This window comes from Erwinia papayae (assembly GCF_058241465.1).
Genome location: NZ_JBZCHT010000013.1, coordinates 1120285 through 1140904, shown reverse-complemented (window position 1 = coordinate 1140904; position 20620 = coordinate 1120285). Strand labels below are relative to the sequence as shown.

Annotated in this window: 19 protein-coding genes; 6 read left to right on the top strand and 13 right to left on the bottom strand. The window is 52.6% G+C overall.

Annotated elements, in window-relative coordinates; translation table 11 throughout:
- Positions 1-3: 3 nt before the first annotated feature.
- The 9 genes from dam to pilM all read right to left on the bottom strand — a co-directional run bounded on the left by dam (position 4) and on the right by pilM (position 7629).
- Positions 4-825, bottom strand: coding sequence for an adenine-specific DNA-methyltransferase (dam, locus tag AC3RPL_RS21285; RefSeq protein WP_490741466.1), 822 nt, complete (start codon positions 823-825; stop codon positions 4-6).
- Between the two features lie 125 nt (positions 826-950).
- Positions 951-2024: an SPOR domain-containing protein gene (locus tag AC3RPL_RS21280; protein WP_490741465.1), complete on the bottom strand. Its 1074-nt coding sequence runs from the start codon at positions 2022-2024 to the stop codon at positions 951-953.
- 87 nt (positions 2025-2111) lie between these two features.
- On the bottom strand, positions 2112-3200 hold the full coding sequence (gene aroB / locus AC3RPL_RS21275; protein WP_490741464.1) for a 3-dehydroquinate synthase: 1089 nt from the start codon (positions 3198-3200) through the stop codon (positions 2112-2114).
- A gap of 49 nt (positions 3201-3249) precedes the next feature.
- Positions 3250-3771: a shikimate kinase AroK gene (gene aroK, locus AC3RPL_RS21270; protein ID WP_034934892.1), complete on the bottom strand. Its 522-nt coding sequence runs from the start codon at positions 3769-3771 to the stop codon at positions 3250-3252.
- Positions 3772-4156: 385 nt separating this feature from the next.
- Complete coding sequence (gene hofQ, locus AC3RPL_RS21265; protein ID WP_490741463.1) at positions 4157-5413, bottom strand: DNA uptake porin HofQ; 1257 nt, start codon at positions 5411-5413, stop codon at positions 4157-4159.
- Positions 5319-5753: a HofP DNA utilization family protein gene (locus AC3RPL_RS21260; protein WP_490741462.1), complete on the bottom strand. Its 435-nt coding sequence runs from the start codon at positions 5751-5753 to the stop codon at positions 5319-5321. Before AC3RPL_RS21260 ends, hofQ begins: the two co-directional genes overlap by 95 nt.
- Positions 5740-6243: a HofO family protein gene (locus AC3RPL_RS21255; protein ID WP_490741461.1), complete on the bottom strand. Its 504-nt coding sequence runs from the start codon at positions 6241-6243 to the stop codon at positions 5740-5742. The genes AC3RPL_RS21260 and AC3RPL_RS21255 overlap by 14 nt, the downstream gene beginning before the upstream one ends.
- Complete coding sequence (locus tag AC3RPL_RS21250; RefSeq protein ID WP_490741460.1) at positions 6233-6805, bottom strand: PilN domain-containing protein; 573 nt, start codon at positions 6803-6805, stop codon at positions 6233-6235. The genes AC3RPL_RS21255 and AC3RPL_RS21250 overlap by 11 nt, the downstream gene beginning before the upstream one ends.
- Complete coding sequence (pilM, locus tag AC3RPL_RS21245) at positions 6805-7629, bottom strand: type IV pilus biogenesis protein PilM (protein WP_490741459.1); 825 nt, start codon at positions 7627-7629, stop codon at positions 6805-6807. The genes AC3RPL_RS21250 and pilM overlap by 1 nt, the downstream gene beginning before the upstream one ends.
- Positions 7630-7780: 151 nt before the next feature.
- Between pilM and mrcA the strand changes: the two genes are divergently transcribed.
- On the top strand, positions 7781-10336 hold the full coding sequence (gene mrcA / locus AC3RPL_RS21240) for a peptidoglycan glycosyltransferase/peptidoglycan DD-transpeptidase MrcA (RefSeq protein WP_490741458.1): 2556 nt from the start codon (positions 7781-7783) through the stop codon (positions 10334-10336).
- A gap of 89 nt (positions 10337-10425) precedes the next feature.
- On the opposite strand, the gene nudE is transcribed toward mrcA, so the two are convergent.
- Entirely contained in the window at positions 10426-10992 is a 567-nt protein-coding gene (nudE, locus tag AC3RPL_RS21235) for an ADP compounds hydrolase NudE (RefSeq protein ID WP_261642501.1), read from the bottom strand.
- Between the two features lie 408 nt (positions 10993-11400).
- Between nudE and AC3RPL_RS21230 the strand changes: the two genes are divergently transcribed.
- The 4 genes from AC3RPL_RS21230 to pckA all read left to right on the top strand — a co-directional run bounded on the left by AC3RPL_RS21230 (position 11401) and on the right by pckA (position 16972).
- Entirely contained in the window at positions 11401-13539 is a 2139-nt protein-coding gene (locus AC3RPL_RS21230; RefSeq protein WP_490741457.1) for an intracellular growth attenuator family protein, read from the top strand.
- 149 nt (positions 13540-13688) lie between these two features.
- A complete protein-coding gene (gene hslR, locus AC3RPL_RS21225) occupies positions 13689-14090 on the top strand; it encodes a ribosome-associated heat shock protein Hsp15 (protein ID WP_034934909.1) in 402 nt (133 codons plus the stop codon).
- A 28-nt stretch (positions 14091-14118) separates the two neighbouring features.
- A complete protein-coding gene (gene hslO / locus AC3RPL_RS21220) occupies positions 14119-14997 on the top strand; it encodes an Hsp33 family molecular chaperone HslO (protein WP_490741456.1) in 879 nt (292 codons plus the stop codon).
- A 361-nt stretch (positions 14998-15358) separates the two neighbouring features.
- Complete coding sequence (gene pckA / locus AC3RPL_RS21215) at positions 15359-16972, top strand: phosphoenolpyruvate carboxykinase (ATP) (RefSeq protein WP_490741455.1); 1614 nt, start codon at positions 15359-15361, stop codon at positions 16970-16972.
- 83 nt (positions 16973-17055) lie between these two features.
- Here pckA and AC3RPL_RS21210 read toward each other — a convergent pair whose 3' ends face one another.
- The 3 genes from AC3RPL_RS21210 to ompR all read right to left on the bottom strand — a co-directional run bounded on the left by AC3RPL_RS21210 (position 17056) and on the right by ompR (position 19816).
- Positions 17056-17637 carry a hypothetical protein gene (locus AC3RPL_RS21210; RefSeq protein WP_490741454.1) on the bottom strand — a complete coding sequence of 194 codons (582 nt, stop codon included), beginning with the start codon at positions 17635-17637 and terminating at the stop codon, positions 17056-17058.
- 110 nt (positions 17638-17747) lie between these two features.
- Positions 17748-19100 carry a two-component system sensor histidine kinase EnvZ gene (gene envZ, locus AC3RPL_RS21205; protein ID WP_490741453.1) on the bottom strand — a complete coding sequence of 451 codons (1353 nt, stop codon included), beginning with the start codon at positions 19098-19100 and terminating at the stop codon, positions 17748-17750.
- Positions 19097-19816: an osmolarity response regulator transcription factor OmpR gene (ompR, locus tag AC3RPL_RS21200; protein ID WP_001157751.1), complete on the bottom strand. Its 720-nt coding sequence runs from the start codon at positions 19814-19816 to the stop codon at positions 19097-19099. Before ompR ends, envZ begins: the two co-directional genes overlap by 4 nt.
- 303 nt (positions 19817-20119) lie before the next feature.
- On the opposite strand from ompR, the gene greB reads away from it, so the two are divergent.
- Positions 20120-20599 carry a transcription elongation factor GreB gene (greB, locus tag AC3RPL_RS21195; RefSeq protein WP_490741452.1) on the top strand — a complete coding sequence of 160 codons (480 nt, stop codon included), beginning with the start codon at positions 20120-20122 and terminating at the stop codon, positions 20597-20599.
- Positions 20600-20620: the final 21 nt, after the last annotated feature.

Below are 20620 nucleotides of genomic sequence, written 5' to 3'. Positions count from 1 at the left end.
GGTTCAGCCGCCTTCAAACAGTGCTAACAGCTCCTGGACCTGGGTGCGGCCACTGCCATTGCGGCTGATTGAACGCCGGGCCTTAATCTGATGTAGCTGTTGCGCAGCCTGATACCATTCACGGGTCATCGGCGTGTCGTGATTGGAGATCAGCACCGGAATGCGGCTTTCTCGCGCCAGTTTCTCCGCCAGCTCGGCCAGATGTTGCTGCTGCCACAAGCTGAAGCTGTTGGTGTGATAAGCAGTAAAATTCGCCGTAGCCGACAGCGGCGCATAAGGGGGATCGCAGTACACCACCGCCCCTTGCTGCGCCCTGCTCAGGGTAACATCGTATGATTCACAGACAAAGGTTGCACTCTGCGAGCGTTCAGCAAACCAGTAAAGTTCTTCTTCAGGGAAATAAGGCTTGTGATAACGGCCAAACGGCACGTTGAATTCACCGCTCAGGTTGTAACGACAAAGCCCGTTGTAGCAGTGACGATTGAGATACAAGAACAGCACCGCACGGCGAAAAGCATCGCTACACTGATTAAACTCTTTCCTGCACAAATAATAGAACTCCGCGTTGTTGCTTTCACGGGTAAAAAGCTCACGGGCACTGACGACAAAGTGGTCAACGCGGGTTTTGACGATGTTATAGAGATTGATCAGGTCACTGTTAATATCGGCCAGCACGTAGCGCGGAAAGCGAGTGTTGAGAAACACCGATCCCGCACCAACAAAAGGCTCTATCAGACAGTCTCCTTCAGGCAGGTAACGTTGGATATCATCAAGCAGTGGGAATTTACCCCCTGCCCACTTCAAAAAAGCGCGATTTTTTTTCATGCCGTCGTTTTAGTACAGTTACTCTTCTGGCTGCGGTCATACCAACAGCATATCTGCGCTTTGGATGGTCAGGCCCAACCGTTCAGGCCTGACTTTCATCACTGGCCGAATAAATCCGGCCTCGGTTAGTTTGTTGCTTCTTTCCTGACCTGGCTGACTGGTTTCACCCACGGATTTTGCGCCCGAACTTCAGCTGGCAACGAGGCAACCGCACGTTTGGCGTCGGCTGGCGTCGCGTATGAACCACTCACCAACACAAACCAGGGTTGACCATTACGCGTAGTTTTATACACGTGATAGCTGCTCAGATTCTGTTTTTTCGCCCATGCATTCAGTGATTCAGAACGGGAAGCGCTGCTCAGCTGCAAAGTATAGCTCCCTGCGGGCACCGACGTGGAAGCCGTTTTTGCCGGGCTGGCTGCCACATGTGGTTTACTCTCTTTCACCGGCTGAGAAACGGCAGGCTTATGAGTGGTAGCCGGTTTGTTCTGATGCTGAGCCACAGGATGCGGCGATGTCTGCCGCGGCTGGCTGGGGCTGGCCGTCGGCCTGGCACTGGCAGCAGGATGCGAGCCTGGCACTACCGTTGCCGGAGTGGTCGGCAAGGAGCTGGCATTATCCTGAGAACCTTGCGCCGCATTATCAACCTGGCCTTGCTGACTGCTTAAAGCACTGTTGAGATCGCCAGGCAATTCAACGCGTTGCTGATTGGCTGGCGTCTGCACGGGAGCCGCCTGAGTCGGCGTTGGCGAGACAGCAGGTGCGCTCAGTTCCTGAGGGTTATTGCCAGTTTGCGGCGACCCGGACTGGCCGCTGATTGACGACGAACCAGAAAGATCGATACTTTTATCGCCGCCATTACCAGACGCGGCAGACGGAGAAGCGGGCTGCTGTGTAGCTGGCTGGCCACTCATTGAAGACGAAGCGGAGAGATCGATATTTTTATCGCCACCGCTGCCTGAATTCGCTGGCTGGGAAGAGGTCGGCTGCTGTGCAGACTGCGGGTTGCTGGTGCCCGTAGTGTTTAAGGCCGAACCAATACCGATGACCAAAAGCAGCAAAACCAGAATACCAATCCCCATCATCATATGCTGACGGGAAACGGGCACTTTAGGGGCGGAAGACGCCTTGCGGGACCGCTGTGGACGGCGATCGCTGGTATCTGGTTTTAACTCGTCTTCCGGTTTGAACTCGTCCATTCAACCTCCTCCAGTAGATCGGATATGCCGCCCCACACCCTGTGAGCAGCGGTTGCTTCATCAATTAAATCCGGGCCACAGACAGCCTCAGCTTTGCTGACAATCGTTAATGGCAGCCAGAACCGTATCATGCCCGACACCGCTTCGCACTTCCGCTTTGCCGATGGCCACGGGCAGAACCAGACGCAGCTCACCTGCCAGCACTTTTTTATCGCGCATCATATGGGGCAGATACGCTTCTGCTGCCATACTTTCCGGCCCGGTGACAGGTAATCCGGCACGCAGCAACAGCGCAATAATCCGCTGCGTCTCATGTGCCCCAAACTGATTCAGGCGCTCTGCGGTGCGGGCCGCCATGACCATACCTGCCGCCACCGCTTCGCCGTGTAACCAGTTTCCGTAGCCCATGTGTGCTTCAATAGCGTGACCATAAGTGTGACCAAGATTCAGTAGCGCGCGTTGCCCCATTTCACGTTCATCTGCGGCCACCACCTCTGCTTTAAGTTCACAGCAACGGCGAATACAGTAAGCCATCGCGTTACTGTCGAGCGCCAGCAACGCGTCAAGATTGTTTTCCAGCCAGTGAAAAAATTCGCCGTCCAGAATAATGCCGTATTTGATGACCTCTGCCAGTCCTGAAGCCAGCTCACGACGTGGAAGGGTATTCAGACAATTGATGTCGATTACCACCGAAGCTGGCTGGTAAAACGCACCAATCATGTTCTTGCCAAGAGGATGATTGACGGCAGTCTTGCCGCCAACGGAGGAGTCAACCTGGGACAACAGCGTGGTGGGAACCTGGATAAACCGTACGCCCCGCTGGTAGCTGGCAGCAGCAAAACCCGTCAGATCCCCGATGACTCCACCGCCCAGGGCAACCAGCGTGGTATCGCGACCGTGTGGTCTTTCCAGCAGCGCGGTGAAAACCTGATCCATTACCGCCAGAGTTTTATACTGTTCGCCATCGGGCAGGACCACCTGATCGACGCGAACGCCAGCACTTTCCAGTTGCTGACGCAGGGCGTCAAGATAGACAGGCGCCAGCGTCTGGTTAGTGACCAGCATCGCTCTGTCACCCGCCTTCAACGGCCAAAAAGATGCCGGATCGTTAAACAGTCCGGCAGCAATAGTAATGGGGTAACTACGCTCCCCCAAAGTGACGGTAACCTTCTCCATGAAGCGTATCACCTTAATGACTTTGGCCCGCAGGCGCGGTGAGCCTGATTCAGCTCTTCTCTAACATGTTAATGATCTGATTAGCGACCACTTTCGCACTCTGATCATCGGTGCGAATAGTGACGTCAGCGATCTCTTCATACAACGGGTTGCGCTCATCTGCCAGCGCTTCCAGCACTTCACGCGGAGGAGAATCCACCTGTAACAAAGGGCGCTTTTTATCACGCTGAGTACGTGCCAGTTGCTTTTCGATTGTGGTTTCCAGATAGACCACGACACCACGTGCAGAAAGACGATTACGAGTTTCACGGGATTTTACAGAACCACCACCGGTGGCCAGCACAATGCCCTGCTTTTCGGTGAGTTCATTGATGATTTTTTCTTCGCGATCGCGAAAGCCTTCTTCGCCTTCGACGTCGAACACCCAACCCACATCCGCTCCGGTACGTCGCTCAATTTCTTGATCAGAATCGAAAAATTCCATATTGAGTTGCTGAGCTAACTGACGCCCAATAGTGCTTTTGCCGGCACCCATAGGCCCAACCAGAAAGATATTGCGTTTCTCTGCCATTTTTTTGGTATTACTAAGACAATTCGTTAATGATACCCCGTCCAACCGGACAGGACATGAACTGAAACCTCATGAGCGATAGTGCGAGAGTCAGACGAAAATTATCTCAACACTGAGGGTGTTTTGGCAACCGATTAAATTGACCTTGCCCATCGCGCACACGCCAGGCGCGTTTCATTATGTTAATTGCCAGCCCGATATTACTGCACCGGCTGCGCTGTTTACGCACGATAAAGAGTGGATAAAGTACCTCCGCGAAACCAGAACCGTGCTTCAAAATCAAAATCGCTAAACCTTGTAAGCTAATTCCGCTCTTGCGTCAAACGCATATGGTTGCATTCAGCCAAAAAAGCCACGGGCGACTCAGTTTGTGCCAAAAAAAGCATTATTGCTCACCGATCAAGCGGGGAGTGATGAAGATCACCAGTTCCCGTCTTTTATGCGCGGAGGTCGAATGGCGAAACAACGTCCCCAGCAGCGGCAAATCGCCCAGCAACGGTACTTTGCTTTGCCCCTGAGTGTTCTGCCGCTGAAAAATCCCCCCCAGCGCCAGCGTCTGACCATCTTTTACCGTCACCTGGGTCTGGATCTCCTGCTTATCAATGGCAATGTATTCACCTTCACCACTGCTGACGGTGCTCCCCGGCAGATTCTGGCTGATATGCAACTTCAACAATATCCGCCCATTCGGTTGCACCACCGGCGTGACTTCCATCCCGAGCACCGCTTCTTTAAATTCCACCGATGTGCTGCCATTGCTGCCACTGGCGACTTCATAGGGAATTTCGGTGCCCTGCTTGATGCTGGCAGTTTGTTGATGTGAGGTGAACAGACTGGGACTGGCAATGATCTCCAGCTTGTTTTCCTGCTCCAGCGCACTCAGTTCCAGATCCAGCAATCGTCCGTTCAGCCGGGCCACGGATACGCCTGCGGTCAGCGCAGGGCTGGTTGCAGCCAAATCCACCCTTAGCTGGCTGGCCCGCAGCGCTTTGTTGACCTGCTCATCCCCGCTCAGCCCCCAACTCACGCCAAGTTCGCGCAGGCTGTCTTCGCTGATAGTGACAATGTGTGCCGCCAGCTCGACCTGCTCCAGTGGCTGATCAAGCGCTGTAATCCAGCGACGAGTCTCCTCCAGGGCGGCCTGGGTATCGCGCAGCAGCAGACTGTTGGTACGCGTATCAACAGTGATGCTACCGCGCGACGTCATCAGTTTTTCCCGCTCCGCCTCCAGACTGGCGCGAACGGTTGTCGCATCAGCGTAGCGCAACGTTAACGCAAGGGTATGCAAAGGAAGCGTATTTTCCTGCTGTTGATGGCGCAAAACCTGTTGATGCTCTTTTTCCTGCTGCCAACTTTGCGGCCAGACCAGCAGGATATTATCTTCGCGTTCGATACTCAGATTTCCCATGCGCGCCACCAGTTTCAGCGCCTGCTGCCACGGCACATTCTGTAAGCGGACAGATAATTCCCCTTCCACACCCGGTGCAACCACCAGATTTAACTGCTGATAATCCGCCAGCGCCTGAAGAACCTGGCCCACGGGAGCCTCATCGAACGCCAGAGACAACCCGGTGGGGCTGGCGCGCTGCGGAAAGAGCGCCATCATCAGTAACAGCGGCAGAATTGCCTTTATCCCTGGCATAGATATCTCCTTTTAATGTCATACGCAGCACGGTGACACAGCCCTGCATACTGGCAAGGGTAAGACCACGCGCATCCACCTGCGACAGTTGCCATTGATTTCCTGGCGACTGCTGCCTTGCCCATAGTTTTCCCCTGCCCTCTGGTGAAACCAGCCATGCACGATAGTCATCTGGCTGGCCAACTATGCCCCGCAACTGCCAGGGAGGAGCAGCAGGTTGCACGTTGAGACAATCTGCCTCCTGCGGCGGCTGAAAAGGATCGCGTTCAGACTGGCCTGCGGGTGAAAACAGCAGGCTGAAGAGTAGTAAGTTGTACCGCCATCGATTAAAAATCATCATTCAGCACCAGTGACAATTTAACGGACAGCAATCCCTCCTGCTCCCTGAGCATAAATCCTGTCAGCATAACGCCTGCTGACAAACTGCGCAGGTATTGCAGCACAGCCTGAAACTCCGGCCAGCGAAGCCGCATTGTCAGTTCACCGCCCTGATTATCTGGCCGCCACGCCTCCAGCGTGCCGCCTGAAGAGGAGATCAGTCCGTCCAGTGAGAATGCCGGACGCTTAACAGATAATAATGCCTGTTGTAGCTGCACCAGTTCAGACTCAAGCAGGAGTAATGGAGGTTGGCGCAGCAGACGTCGCAACATCGCCTGGTTACGTGCTGAATGTTGTCGTTGAGTTGCGCTGAGTTCATCAGCCTGATGCAGCACGGGCCGCATTCCTCCCAGCCACAGAGCGGTTAACACCAGAGTGCCGGACAGCGAAAGGTGCAAAATCCGCATCCATAAAGGAAGATACAGCCAGCCGATAAGCACGTTACGAATCATGCTGCTCCTCCAGAATTTCAGATGCCTTCGCAGTATCAGCACGCAGTACAGCTTGCAGACTGAACTGAATAATCCCCTGCTGACTACGACTCAGTTTGCCTGTCTGCACCCGGCTGAATAAGGGCATTTGCAACAGCTGTGCCCGGAGTGCCTGGACGTCCGTCATCTTCAGGCAAAAGCCTTTCAGGTTGAGGTATTGCGCATTTTTGTTCAGCTCACTCAGCCACATGGTTTCAGGCAATTGTCTGGCCAGCTCAGCAGTAAAGTCAGCCCATTCACCCGTTTGCTGCTGCCGTCGCTGCTGTAGCCTTAACTGCTGCTGAAGTACTCCCCGCTGTCGAATCAGTTCTTCAGCCCTGGCTTCGATGACCTTCAGTTGCTGACCTGATTGCAACTGCCTTTCTACAACCTGCCTCAGCCTGGCGTTGATCGATTGCTGCCCGACGACTGGCAGCAAGATGGTGAGAAATACCGCCAACATAAGCAGTAAAACCAGCGACCAGCGATGTAACCTGGCGCTGAAGCGTCGGGCACGCCACGGCAAAAGATTGACCCAGACCATCAGCAATCTCCCGGCCGCAGCGCCAGTCCGGCTGCCAGCGTAAATGCGCCCGCATTAAGCGGTAACGGAGGTTGTCTGTGGACAAAAGCATTCAGCGGATCGAGCCACTGCGCGCTTTCTGGCAGGGAGGTCTCCATGATGGCGCTGTAATAAAATAAGGAGATGTCTGGCAGGTGTGCCTGACGTAAGGCGTTAAAATCCGGCGCTTCTTCCAGTGAACACCAGCCCCATCCCTGCTGATGCAGAGGGCAAAACCATAACCAGTGATCGTGCAGCCGATGGATCAGCGCAGCTTGTGAATCGAGCCGCATATTTTTCGCCAGAGCAAAGAGCGCAGCTGGCGTCAGCTCCAGTACCTGGGGTTTTAATCTGGCTTCATGCAGACAGTTGAGCCAACTTTGCAACGCATCACGCCGGGTGGCCGTGAGCCACAACTGCCCGCCATCCGCTGTCGGCTGACGGTAATCAATCTTCAACGTTTCAGGTTCAACCGGAAAAACACGTCTCGCGGCGGCGGCAATGTAACTTTCGCGCTCTGGTTCGCGTAATTGCTGGTGAGGCAAGGCAATCTGACGCTGCAATACCAGTTGAGGCGGAAAACCCACTCTTAGCGAAACGCCACCGGGAAGTTGCCTGCGCCAGCGCTGTAATACGAGTTGGATCACCCCGGAACGTTGCAGCCTGCCATGGGTTAACGTATCGTGCGGCAGCGCATGTTGCCACCAGTGGCGTAGTTGCCATCCGTGGCGACGCCGCTGGATGCCCACTGCGCAAAGTTGTCCGTTCTGGATATCCAGGCCGACTTGCCATGTCTGAAATGCCATTTATCGCGATCTCCGTATCGTCAATGCCAGAAATTGCCATGCCCGGAATTATTTGTGTCAGAAATTGAGGTATCCAGGCGTCTGGCTTGCCTTTATACTACCGCGCGATTGTTTATAAACTGTCCAGGCGACTCAAAATGGAAAATATCAGGTGAAGTTCGTAAAGTATTTTTTGATCCTTGCAGTGTGTTGCATTTTACTGGGAGCAGGCTCGATCTATGGTCTTTACAAATACATAGAGCCTCAACTACCCGATGTGACCACGCTGAAAGATGTACGGCTGCAAACGCCAATGCAGGTTTACAGCGCAGATAACGAGCTGATTGCCCAGTATGGTGAAAAACGCCGTATTCCGCTGAAATTACAGCAAATTCCGCCGGAGATGGTTAAAGCCTTTATTGCCACGGAAGACAGCCGTTTTTATGAGCACCATGGCGTTGATCCTATTGGTATTTTCCGTGCCGCGAGCATTGCGATGGTTTCCGGTCGCGCTTCACAGGGAGCCAGTACGATTACGCAGCAGCTGGCGCGAAACTTCTTCCTGAGCCCTGAACGTACGTTGATGCGTAAAATCAAGGAGGCCTTCCTCGCCATCCGTATTGAACAGATGATGAGCAAGGATGAAATCCTTGAGCTCTACCTGAATAAGATCTATCTCGGCTACCGCGCTTACGGCGTAGGCGCTGCGGCACAGGTCTATTTTGGTAAGAATGTCGATCAGCTGTCACTGAGTGAGATGGCGATGATTGCCGGTCTGCCAAAAGCGCCGTCAACCTTTAACCCGCTCTACTCTCACGAACGTGCGCTTTCGCGTCGTAATGTGGTGCTCAGTCGCATGCTGGATCAGCATTACATCACCCAGTCACAGTTCGATGAGGCGCGCAACTCACCGCTGGTCGCCAACTATCATGCGCCAGTTATTGCTTTCTCTGCGCCTTATCTTACCGAAATGGTGCGTCAGGAAATGGTCAAACGTTATGGTGACAATGCCTATAACGATGGCTTTAAAGTGACCACCACCATTACCCGTAAATTACAGTTGGCAGCGCAGAAATCCGTCCAGGATAACGTGATCAGCTACGACATGCGTCATGGCTACCGCGGTCCGGCAAACGTGTTGTGGAAACTCGGCCAGCGTCCCTGGGAACAAACAGAGATTCTGAAGTCATTAAAAGCGCTGCCGGTGTACGGCCCGCTATTCCCGGCTGTTGTGACGGAAGCTGACAGCGACAGGGCCACCGTGTTAATGCGTGACGGCAGCAATGTGACACTGGATATTGCAGGTGTACGCTGGGCGCGTCCATATAAGTCAGACACGATGCAAGGTCGTACGCCCAGAACGGTGAGTGAGGTAGTGCAACCTGGTCAGCAGATTTGGGTGCGTCAGTTTGACAATGGCTGGTGGTTAAGTCAGGTTCCCGATGTTAACTCATCGCTGGTTTCTCTCGATCCACATAACGGGGCTGTCCTCGCTCTGGTCGGTGGGTTCGATTTTAATCAGAGCAAATTTAACCGCGCCACTCAGGCACTGCGTCAGGTGGGGTCAAATATCAAACCTTTCCTGTATACGGCGGCAATGGATCGTGGCCTGACCCTGGCTTCGATACTTAATGATGTGCCAATTTCCCGCTGGGATGCTGGCGCGGGTGCCGACTGGCGTCCTAAAAACTCGCCTCCCACCTATGATGGACCTATTCGCCTGCGTCAGGGGCTTGGTCAGTCTAAAAACGTGGTAATGGTTCGTGCCATGCGGGCGATGGGTGTCGATTATGCCGCAGAGTATCTGCAACGATTTGGCTTCCCGGCACAAAATATCGTGCATACTGAATCGCTGGCACTGGGCTCCGCTTCTTTTACACCATTGCAGATGGTTCGCGGCTATTCAGTGATGGCGAATGGCGGATTCCTGGTTGACCCCTACTTCATCAGCAAAATTGAGAATGAGCAAGGTATTACGCTGTTTGAAGTGAAACCTAAAGTTGCCTGCGCGGAATGTAATCTGCCGGTGATTTATGGTGAGACTAAAAAAGCGGTCGCCATGAATGAAGACAGCGTGGAGAATCCCTCTGTTTCTCAGGAAGGCCGGAACGTTGCCGTTCCTCAGCCCCAACTGGAGCAGGTGAGTCGGCAGCAGGCACAGCAGGATGGTGAGCAACAATATGCGCCACATGTGATTAACACCCCGCTCTCCTTCCTGATTAAGAGCGCCCTGAACTCCAATATCTTCGGCGAACCGGGCTGGATGGGTACGGGCTGGCGTGCCGGTCGTGATTTGAAACGTAACGATATTGGTGGCAAAACCGGAACAACTAACAGCTCGAAAGATGCCTGGTTCTCCGGTTATGGCCCAGGTGTGGTTACATCAGTGTGGATTGGTTTTGACGATCACCGCAGGGATCTGGGAAGAACCACCGCAGCCGGAGTCATCAAAGATCAGATCTCCGGCTATGAAGGGGGGGCAAAAAGCGCTCAACCTGCCTGGGATGACTATATGAAAGTCGCCCTCGATGGCGTGCCTCTTCAGCCACTAACGCCACCAGAGGGCGTGGTAACGGTAAATATTGACCGCAGTACCGGCAAACTGGCTAACGGCGGAGGTAATACACGTCAGGAATACTTTATTAACGGCACTCAGCCAACGGAATATTCCGTGCATGACGTGGGCACTACGCTGATGGATAACGGACAAAGTCACGAACTGTTCTGACATTTTGCTTCCTGATTTGTCCTGAAGCGAAAAAAGGGATGAGGCAATAATGGCCCATCCCTTTTTCTTTGGCCGAAACAGTTACGAAATCAGTAGCTCAGTCTTCCCTGCCTGACCAGCCACTCCCTGACCAGAAACAGGGCACTGACGTTACGCGCTTCACGAAAATCAGGCTCCTGCAATAAAGCCAGCAGATTATTCAGCGGCCAGCGACGTTGCGGCAGCGGCTCTGGTTCATCGCCTTCCAGTTGCTCCTCATATAATTCTTCAGCGACCAGGATATTCATTTTGCTGGAAAAGTAGGAGGGAGCCAGCGTCAGCTGCCCCAGTACTTCCAGTTTCCCTGCACCAAATCCTGCCTCTTCTTTCAGTTCACGGTTCGCCGCTTCGAAAGGGGTTTCTCCAGGATCAATCAATCCTTTAGGAAAACCCAGCTCATAACTTTCCAGCGCTACTGCGTACTCCTGGATCAGAATCAGATGATCGCCAATGATGGGAACAATCATCACCGCCTCACGACCAGAAGGTTTCATCCGCTCATAGACTCGCCTGGCACCGTTGCTGAACTCCAGATCGACCGACTCAACGGTAAAAAGGCGTGAACGCGCGGCAGTTTCAATATTCAGGATTTTGGGTTTCTGTAACTGTCTGGTCATAGGGACCCCAGGGAAAAGCTAAAAAAATGAGCACGATAGCCCGCTGAGCACAATGTATTTAACGATGATATCTTCATCACGAACCAGCCGCACGGGAAAATCCATCATTACATAAATCCACTTACATACTTATAACAAATCAGTTACTTAAGGGGTTAATTTTTCATAAAAAGTCAATGAATGACAATTAAAATAGGATTATGCCGATACTGATATTCTGCACAGATTGTTAGTATGATCGACATAACTCATATATAGTTATTCTAATTTTATGATTTTGTGCGCTATTTTAGTACACACAGTAGATTGCCAGCTCCGTCTGAACCCGTCACAATGCAATAATTCATCTTTTAAGGCAGGCATTCTCCAGCAGAGCTACGGGAGCAAAGTGGCAGGAATGAGGGTTGCATGAGCGCAATAGTCATCATATTGGTTGTGATGCTGGCCTGTTCGCTCGGAGCAGGTTGTTTCTTTTGGTACGCTATGCGGCATCGTCCGCCGTTGGCGAAACCACTGCCATTTATCAGTCCCCCCTTTCGCAAGCTCAACAACGATGAGCGTCAGGCTGTCGAGAGCTATATCGACTCGCTGGAAAAACACCGTAAGAACGTCATCCCCAGTGGCACCAGCGCGACAGCCGATCACCTGGTATTAAATGCGCAGAGCAGCAATGTTTATCCCGTTATCCGCTCAATTACTCGTTACGGGCTGTCAACTGATGATCCCAATAAATGGCGTTACTACCTCGACGCCGTTGAGGTTCATCTGCCCCCTCTTTGGGAGCAGTACATCACCGATGAAAACTTTGTCGAGCTGATCAAAACACAAAGTATTCCTCTGGTGATTTCTCTTAACGGGCACTCCCTCGTCAATTACGTCCATGAACAGCCGACGTTACCGCCCGTGGTCAGACCGGCGGCGCAGAAAGCGTCGATCAGGAAAGAAGAAAGCGAAAATATCGAGCTGCTTAAAGTGCGTACTGAAACGCCCGAAGAGTATGCTCTTCATCGTCCTGATGGCACCCGTGAAGCTTTTGCCATTAATTTTGCCCTCTTATTACTGTTTTTCAGTCTGACCGGCCCGATTGTCCTGATGACCTGGCTGGTCATCGCAGCAATCATCATCATTCTGATTAGTTGCTGGAGTCTCTGGCGTCGCCCGCGCGAAAAGGATTTACGGGAGATTCATTGTCTGCGAGGCGCCCCGAAACGTTGGGGATTATTTGGTGAATCTAATCAGGGACAGGTGAGTAATATTTCTCTGGGTATTATCGATCTTATCTACCCTGCTCACTGGCAGCCCTATGTCACAAGCGATCTGGGACAATCGACAGAGGTGGATATCTATCTCAGCCGTCACGTTGTTCGCCAGGGTCGTTTTTTATCGCTTCAGGATGAGGTGCGTAACTTCCCGATTCAGCGCTGGAGAAAAAACATGGTGCTGGCGGCAGGTTCTCTTCTGGTGCTGTTGCTGCTGATTAGCTGGATCCCACTGAGTATGCCACTGAAACTGAGTATGGCGTGGTTAAAAGGTACTGAGAGCGTACAGGTACACTCCGTCAATGATTTGGAGTCTGTACCACTTCGCGTCGGTGACAGCCTGAAGGTTAACGGTGAGGGGATGTGTTCCATCCCGACAACCTATCAGGGCAATCGCTCTTATGCCTTTATGCCGTTTGACTGCTCGGCGGTTTACTGGAATAACGCAGCTCCCCTGCCCCAGCCCCAGTCGGACATTATTGACAAAGCGACCGCGCTGCTGACCACCACCAGCCAACAGCTTCATCCCCAGAACAATACCGATCAGAAGCTTAACCCTCAGCTTGCCACCGCTATTCAGAAGTCAGGAATGATCCTGCTGGATGACTTCTCTGACATTGTGATGAAAACCCAGGATCTGTGTAGCCAGGAGCAGGATTGTGTCAGACTGAAAAATGCTCTGGTTAATCTTGGCAACGCAAAAGACTGGGATGCGCTGGTTCATAAGGCTGACTCTGGGGCACTGAATGGTATGAATGTGCTGCTGCGCCCTGTCAGCGCAGAGGCTCTGGATAATCTGGTCAACACGGCCACATCATCGTTCTTCTATCGGGAAACACGACGTGCAGCGGAGGCCCTCAACAGTCCCCCTCCCGGTGGATTTGTGATCCTGAGTGATGAAGGCAGACAGTTAGTCAGCCAGCCTGCTCCCAGCGTCTCCCTGTTTGATTACAACGCGCCCGAACAATGGCCGGAGCTGCAACGTCTTGCCAGTATGTTGCTGCACACGCCCTTCTCTGCCAGCGGCATCGTGACCAATATCAGTACCGATGCCAATGGTACCCGACATATTGCCCTGCACAGTGAACCGGACGCGTTCACCCTGAGTCGCTACCTTGGCAACAGTCTGCTGCTGCTGATTACCGCCCTGAGTTTTATCATTAACAGCCTGCTGGCATTAAAACGTATTCACCGCAACCGCGTTCGCACCAGCGCCATCCAGAATTATTACGATAAATGCTTCAGCCCAACGCTAAGCGGCAATGAGGACATTCGTCCCCTGTTCTGAGCCTGTCAGTTTTATGCTATTTTTAAGACTGACATGGCTACCTGTCTTCTCAAAGACACCTCCGATTGCCTCTGTGGTTAACTCCTGAAACACACCCTTGATTTATGGTTCACAACCCATACATAGGAAGTTTCCTGAAAGGAGCAGCGATGAAAGCAAAAGACGGTGAAGCAATACGGCTTGATAAATGGCTGTGGGCCGCACGCTTTTATAAAACCCGCTCAATTGCCCGTGAAATGATTGAGGGCGGTAAAGTCCACTACAACGGTCAGCGCAGCAAGCCGGGAAAAATCGTCGAGTTGCAGGCCCTGCTGACATTACGCCAGGGAAACGATGAACGAACGGTGATTGTTCAGTCGATTAGCGATCAGCGTCGACCGGCAGCAGAAGCGCAGCTGATGTACAGTGAAACGGCTGAAAGCATTGAGAAACGTGAAAAAATAGCGCTGGCACGTAAAATGAACGCCCTTAGCATGCCGCATCCTGACAGGCGTCCGGATAAAAAAGAACGACGCGATTTACTAAAATTTAAAAATGCTGGCGAAGAGTGACAGCTCCCCGCCTTTACGAGAGAGAATCATGGCTCATCAAGACCAAATGCACCGTTACCTGTTCGAAAACTACGCCGTTCGTGGTGAACTGGTTACCGTATCCAACACCTGGCAGGAAATGATTGACGGCCACGACTATCCACAACCTGTCCGGCAAGTGCTGGGCGAACTGTTGGTCGCCACCAGTCTGCTGACTGCCACGCTGAAATTTGACGGCGATATCACCGTGCAGTTACAGGGAGATGGTCCGCTGACGCTGGCGGTGATCAACGGAAATAATCAACAGCAAATGCGCGGAGTGGCGCGTTTTCAGGGTGATATTGCCGTCGGCAGCAGCCTGAAACAGATGGTGGGTAATGGTTATCTGGTGATTACCATTACCCCCACGGACGGCGAACGTTATCAGGGCGTGGTCGGTCTCGAAGGCGAAACCCTGGCTGAATGTCTGGAAGACTACTTTATGCGTTCAGAACAGCTGCCAACCCGGCTGTTTATCCGCACTGGTGATATCGAAGGTAAAGCCGGTGCGGCAGGTATTTTGTTGCAGGTTCTGCCCGCACAGGACCCCAATCCGGACGATTTTACCCATCTGGCCACGTTGACCGAAACCATTAAAACCGAAGAATTGCTTGGGCTACCGGCTAATGACGTCCTGTGGCGCCTCTATCATCAGGAAGAAGTGACCGTTTTTGATCCCCAGCAAGTCAGCTTCCACTGCACCTGTTCTCAGGAACGCTGTGCTGAAGCACTGCGCACACTGCCAGAAGAAGAAGTTGACCAGATTATTGCCGGGGATGGTCAGATCGATATGCACTGCGACTATTGTGGCAATCATTATATTTTTGATGCCGTCGATATTGCCGCCGTTCGCAATGACTCGGCGGCCGGTAACAATCAGGTCCATTAATATTTTCACGTCATCCGCTCCCGAAAACAGCTGATGACGTGATTCTTCCTTTCTGGATATTCCCACCCAACTTATTGTCCTGATGAGTTTTTGCTCGCTAACAGTGTACTCAGGAAAACCATTTTGCTTCTGGTGCAAGTGCCTGTAGCGACAGAATAATCCGATAAGATTAAGACCTGCTTACAGATTCACGCGCCGCCTCTCATTTTTGCTGCTTAATTCTTTCCCTTCCGTTACGGAAGTGTAAACTGCGCGCGATCGTGCTCCCGGCCTGCTGACAGGCTGGCGTGGCAACACCGTTAACAGAGCGCACTCTCAATTAAACTCAGTGGCAAAACAGAGCCGAGAAAGGAGCAGTACTATGCGTGACCTGACCCCGCAGGACCTCGTCGCTTATGGCATCACGGATACGGTTGAAATTATCCATAATCCTGATTTCGACACCCTCAGGCAGGAAGAAACCCGCCCGGAATTAACCGGTTATGAGCGTGGTATCATCACTCAATCCGGCGCTGTCGCCGTGGATACCGGTATTTTCACTGGTCGTTCTCCGAAAGATAAATACATTGTCCGTGATGACACCACCAGGGATACGCTGTGGTGGAACGATCAGGGTAAAGGTAAGAACGACAACCAACCGTTGTCTCAGGAAACATGGCTGCAACTTAAATCACTGGTCACTACACAGCTATCCCACAAGCGCCTGTTTGTGGTTGATGCCTGGTGTGGCGCCAATCCGGATAGCCGTCTCTGTGTACGCTTTATCACCGAAGTGGCCTGGCAGGCCCATTTCGTTAAAAACATGTTTATCCAACCCGATGCAGAGGCACTCAATACCTTCGAACCCGATTTTGTGGTGATGAACGGTGCCAAATGTACCAATCCCCACTGGCAGCAGCAGGGGCTGCATTCGGAGAATTTTGTTGCATTCAATCTGACTGAGCGCATCCAGCTGATTGGTGGCACCTGGTACGGCGGCGAGATGAAAAAAGGCCTGTTCGCCATTATGAACTATCTGCTGCCGCTGAAAGGCATTGCCGCAATGCACTGCTCTGCCAACGTCGGCACGGCAGGTGACGTGGCAGTCTTTTTTGGTCTCTCCGGCACGGGGAAAACCACCCTGTCAACCGACCCACTGCGTAAGCTTATCGGTGACGATGAGCATGGCTGGGATGATGATGGCGTATTTAACTTTGAAGGGGGCTGCTACGCCAAAACCATCAAACTGTCTGAACAGGCAGAGCCGGAAATCTATCGCGCAATCCGCCACAATGCCCTGCTGGAAAACGTGGTGGTGAGAGCCGATGGTTCGGTTGACTACGATGATGGCAGCAAGACTGAAAATACCCGTGTTTCTTATCCCATCGACCATATCGACAATATAGTGAAACCCGTGTCGAAAGCCGGTCATGCGCGAAAAGTTATTTTCCTTACCGCCGATGCCTTCGGCGTGCTGCCGCCGGTTTCACGGCTGACGCCTGACCAGACACAGTATCATTTCCTGTCGGGCTTCACGGCCAAACTGGCGGGAACCGAACGTGGCGTAACCGAGCCCACACCAACCTTTTCAGCCTGCTTTGGCGCGGCATTTTTAACGCTGCATCCAACCCAATATGCAGAAGTGCTGGTAAAACGTATGGCGGCGGCGGGTGCAGAGGCTTATCTGGTCAATACAGGCTGGAACGGCAGTGGCAAACGCATCTCCCTTAAGGATACCAGGGCAATTATTAATGCCATCCTCAAGGGCGATATGACTAACGCGGAAACGATCACGCTGCCGGTGTTCAATCTTGCAATGCCCACGTCCCTGCCAGGGGTGGACAGTGCGATCCTCGATCCCCGTAACACTTATGCGAATGCGTCGGAATGGCAACAGAAAGCAGAAGATCTGGCGAAGCTGTTTATCACTAATTTTGATAAATACACCGATAACGCGGCGGGTAAAGCACTGGTATCAGCAGGGCCGCAAATTTAATCACGCGTAACTGATAAAGAAAAAGCGTCATCGCACTATGGGATGACGCTTTATCATTGAGCATCTGTATGACACGTTCAGCCTTATGACAACGAATTCAGGCTGCTGATGCTGTCAGCGTCACCATCGTTACCCTCAATATATATTCTTACTATATCGCTACTCAACCTGACTGATTTTTTGCTGGTGTCAGTAAGGTCATTTAACTGATTGGACTGCTGCTCCTCATTTCGTACAAACGCTAACTTCTCCAGCACGGTATCTGTCCGGGCAGGCGGCTTTTGCTCGAAGGCTATCACCTTATCTGACGCATTATCTGTCGCAAGGGCGCGACTTTGCTCAGACACTGCTAATTCAGGCGGCGCTTTTTCTGCCATTGAGGGCACTCCCAGCACGGTGGAGTTCATCTCCCTGTCAGTTTTTCCCTGCATTTGTTTCCACAGAGACACTGTGGATTGACGTGGCGCGTTGTCTCTCGTTAAGGGCAATCTCGGCAGTGGACTGCTCACTCTCAGCCAATCTGTTGCCCTCATATACCAATCTGGTTGATTGGAAACCCGCTTAACATTTTGAACAAATGAATCGGCCTTATTCACATAAGAAGGTGTGGGCCTGGAGGAATAAGTGATGCCGGACAAAGAATTTTCAACAGAAGAAATCGACAAGATAAAAACCCTCATGGCTAAATTTGAAGATTTTATCTTGCTGATTTTATTCTTCTTTCAAAAAACGCTGCCACTGAAGGGATTGGCGTGCAGATTTACACGCCAGAATGCTAACTTGTCGTCGTCATCACGGAGACTTCAGCCGCAGGCAGCGGCAGATAAGCGCGGATACGCAAACCACCGCGCTCACTTTCGCCCACTTCAAGTGTTCCCTGATGAGCATCAATAATACGCTGCACAATCACCAGTCCTAATCCGGTGCCACTGGTGCTTCGGGCACTGTCACCACGCACAAAAGGCTGAAACAGATGTTTCAACTGGTCCGGCGCAATCCCCGGCCCGTCATCTTCTACCTGGAACCAGGCCCGCTCCAGCTCACTGCCGCTGCTGACCTTGATCCAGCCATTACCGTAACGTGCAGCGTTCACCACCATATTGGCCGCCGCCCGCTTAATCGAGAGCGGATTAATATCCAGCATCAGTTCCGCAGGCATCACCGCATTTTCAATTTCACGCTCATAGCCACTCTCGGCCGCCACCACTTCGCCCAGTACCCCATTGAGATCGGCACGTTCGGTTTGCATCTCCTGACCGGTGCGCAAATAGTCAATGAACTGCTCAATAATGGCGTTGCACTCCTCGATATCTTTATTAATCGACTCGGCCAGATATCCATCCTCCTGCGACATCATCTCTGTCGCCAGGCGGATGCGTGTTAGCGGTGTACGCAAGTCATGGCTGACGCCCGCCATCAGCAGCGTCCGGTCATCAGCCAGCTGTTTAACCCCGGCAGCCATCTGGTTAAAAGCTCGGGTGACTGAACGTACCTCAGAAGCCCCGTATTCCCGCAGCGGCGGCGGGATAATGCCTTTTCCCACCTGCAATGCAGCATGTTCCAGCTCCACCAGTGGACGGTTCTGGATGCGTATAAACAGCCAGGCACCGCCAATCGCCAGCAGCATAATCGCCAGCGTATAACGAAACAGTGGGGAGAAGTCTCCCTGATGGATTTCCGTCAGCGGCACACGCACCCAGATATCGGGTGACAACCAGGTTTTCAGCCAGACCACCGGGGAGTTTTTATTCACCTCCACACGGACATCCGTTGGCCCGCCCAGTTGCTGCGCCATCTGCTGACTGAGAAATTCATAATGCTGCGCCCAGCGCAGCCCGCTCTCTTCCGCCGCCGCATTGGTATACAGCGAAATGCCCAGCTCGCGATAAATCTCACGGCGAAAAGCTGGAGGAACTTCAAGCTGCGTTCCATCTTCCAGCTGCAACCGATCGGTCATCAGCATCCGCACTTCGTAAGCCAGCACTTTGTTGAACTGCTGAAGACTGGGCAGAATGGCGAAGTTCAGCACCACCAGATAGGTGGTGACCAGACTGACAAACAGCAGGGTCACAATCAGCAATAAGGTGCGGGCAAACGAACTGCGCGGAGAGAAGCGGATCCGCCTCATGCCTTGCTACCGTCCGGTACAAACACATAGCCCAGGCCCCAGACGGTCTGGATATAGCGTGGATGCGCAGGATCTTCTTCCACCATGCGGCGCAGACGGGAGATTTGCACGTCAATCGAGCGCTCCATAGCACTGTACTCACGGCCACGGGCCAGATTCATCAGCTTGTCACGAGAGAGCGGCTCACGCGGGTGGCTGACCAGCGCTTTCAGTACCGCGAACTCACCGCTGGTCAGTGGCATCGGCTCGTCTTCACGGAACATTTCACGCGTTCCCAGATTCAGCTTGAACTTACCGAAAGCAATCACCGCTTCTTCCTGCGAAGGCGCACCCGGCAGCTCATTCGCCTGACGACGCAGCACAGCACGAATACGCGCCAGCAACTCACGTGGATTAAACGGTTTAGGGATATAGTCATCGGCACCGATTTCCAGCCCGACAATACGGTCAACTTCTTCGCCTTTCGCCGTCACCATAATGATCGGCATTGGGTTGCTCTGACTGCGCAGACGGCGGCAAATCGACAGCCCATCTTCACCAGGAAGCATCAAATCCAGCACCATCAGGTGAAAGGATTCACGGGTCAGCAGACGGTCCATCTGCTCGGCATTCGCCACGCTGCGCACCTGAAACCCCTGTTCGGTCAGATAACGCTCCAGCAACGCACGCAAACGCATGTCGTCATCCACCACCAGAATTTTGTAGTTTTCTTGCATTTCGATACTCCCAAAGGCGCTATTGCCTGAGCCAATATTTTTAAAAAAGATGCCTGAATGTAACAGTCAATAATGGTTTATATTCTAGCCGAAATTGTTACAAAGCATATTAAACAGCAGCTTATCTTTAATTTCAGAGGAAAAACCTGCGTTGACACGCAGAAATTCAGCTTACCTTTTCGACGAATAGTGATGACAAACAATCGGTAACGAGAGACAGAAAAAATGCCGAACGGATTTGCATCGCCGCACGTCAGACAACAAAATATCGCCAGCCTGAAAAACAGAGAAAGGGTAGAAGCAATGAAAACCAAACTGATCACCCGCGAAGGTTACGACAAGCTGAAGCAGGAGCTGGACTTTCTCTGGCGTGAAGAGCGGCCGGAAGTCACTAAAAAGGTCACCTGGGCCGCCAGCCTTGGCGACCGCAGCGAAAATGCCGACTACCAGTACAACAAAAAGCGCCTGCGCGAAATTGACCGCCGCGTGCGTTATCTGACCAAATGCCTTGAGCAGTTGCGCATTGTTGATTACTCGCCGCAGCAGGATGGTCGGGTGTTTTTTGGGGCCTGGGTGGAAGTGGAAAATGACGACGGCGAGCTGAAACGCTTTCGCATTGTGGGCTACGACGAGATTTTTGGCCGCAAGGATTACATCTCAATCGACTCACCGATGGCCCGCGCGCTGCTGAAAAAAGCCACCGGCGATGTGGCCACCGTGCATACTCCGGCGGGTGAAACCACCTGGTATGTGAATGAAATCGATTACGTTAAACCCTCCTGAACGGCGGAGCCTGCCCGATTG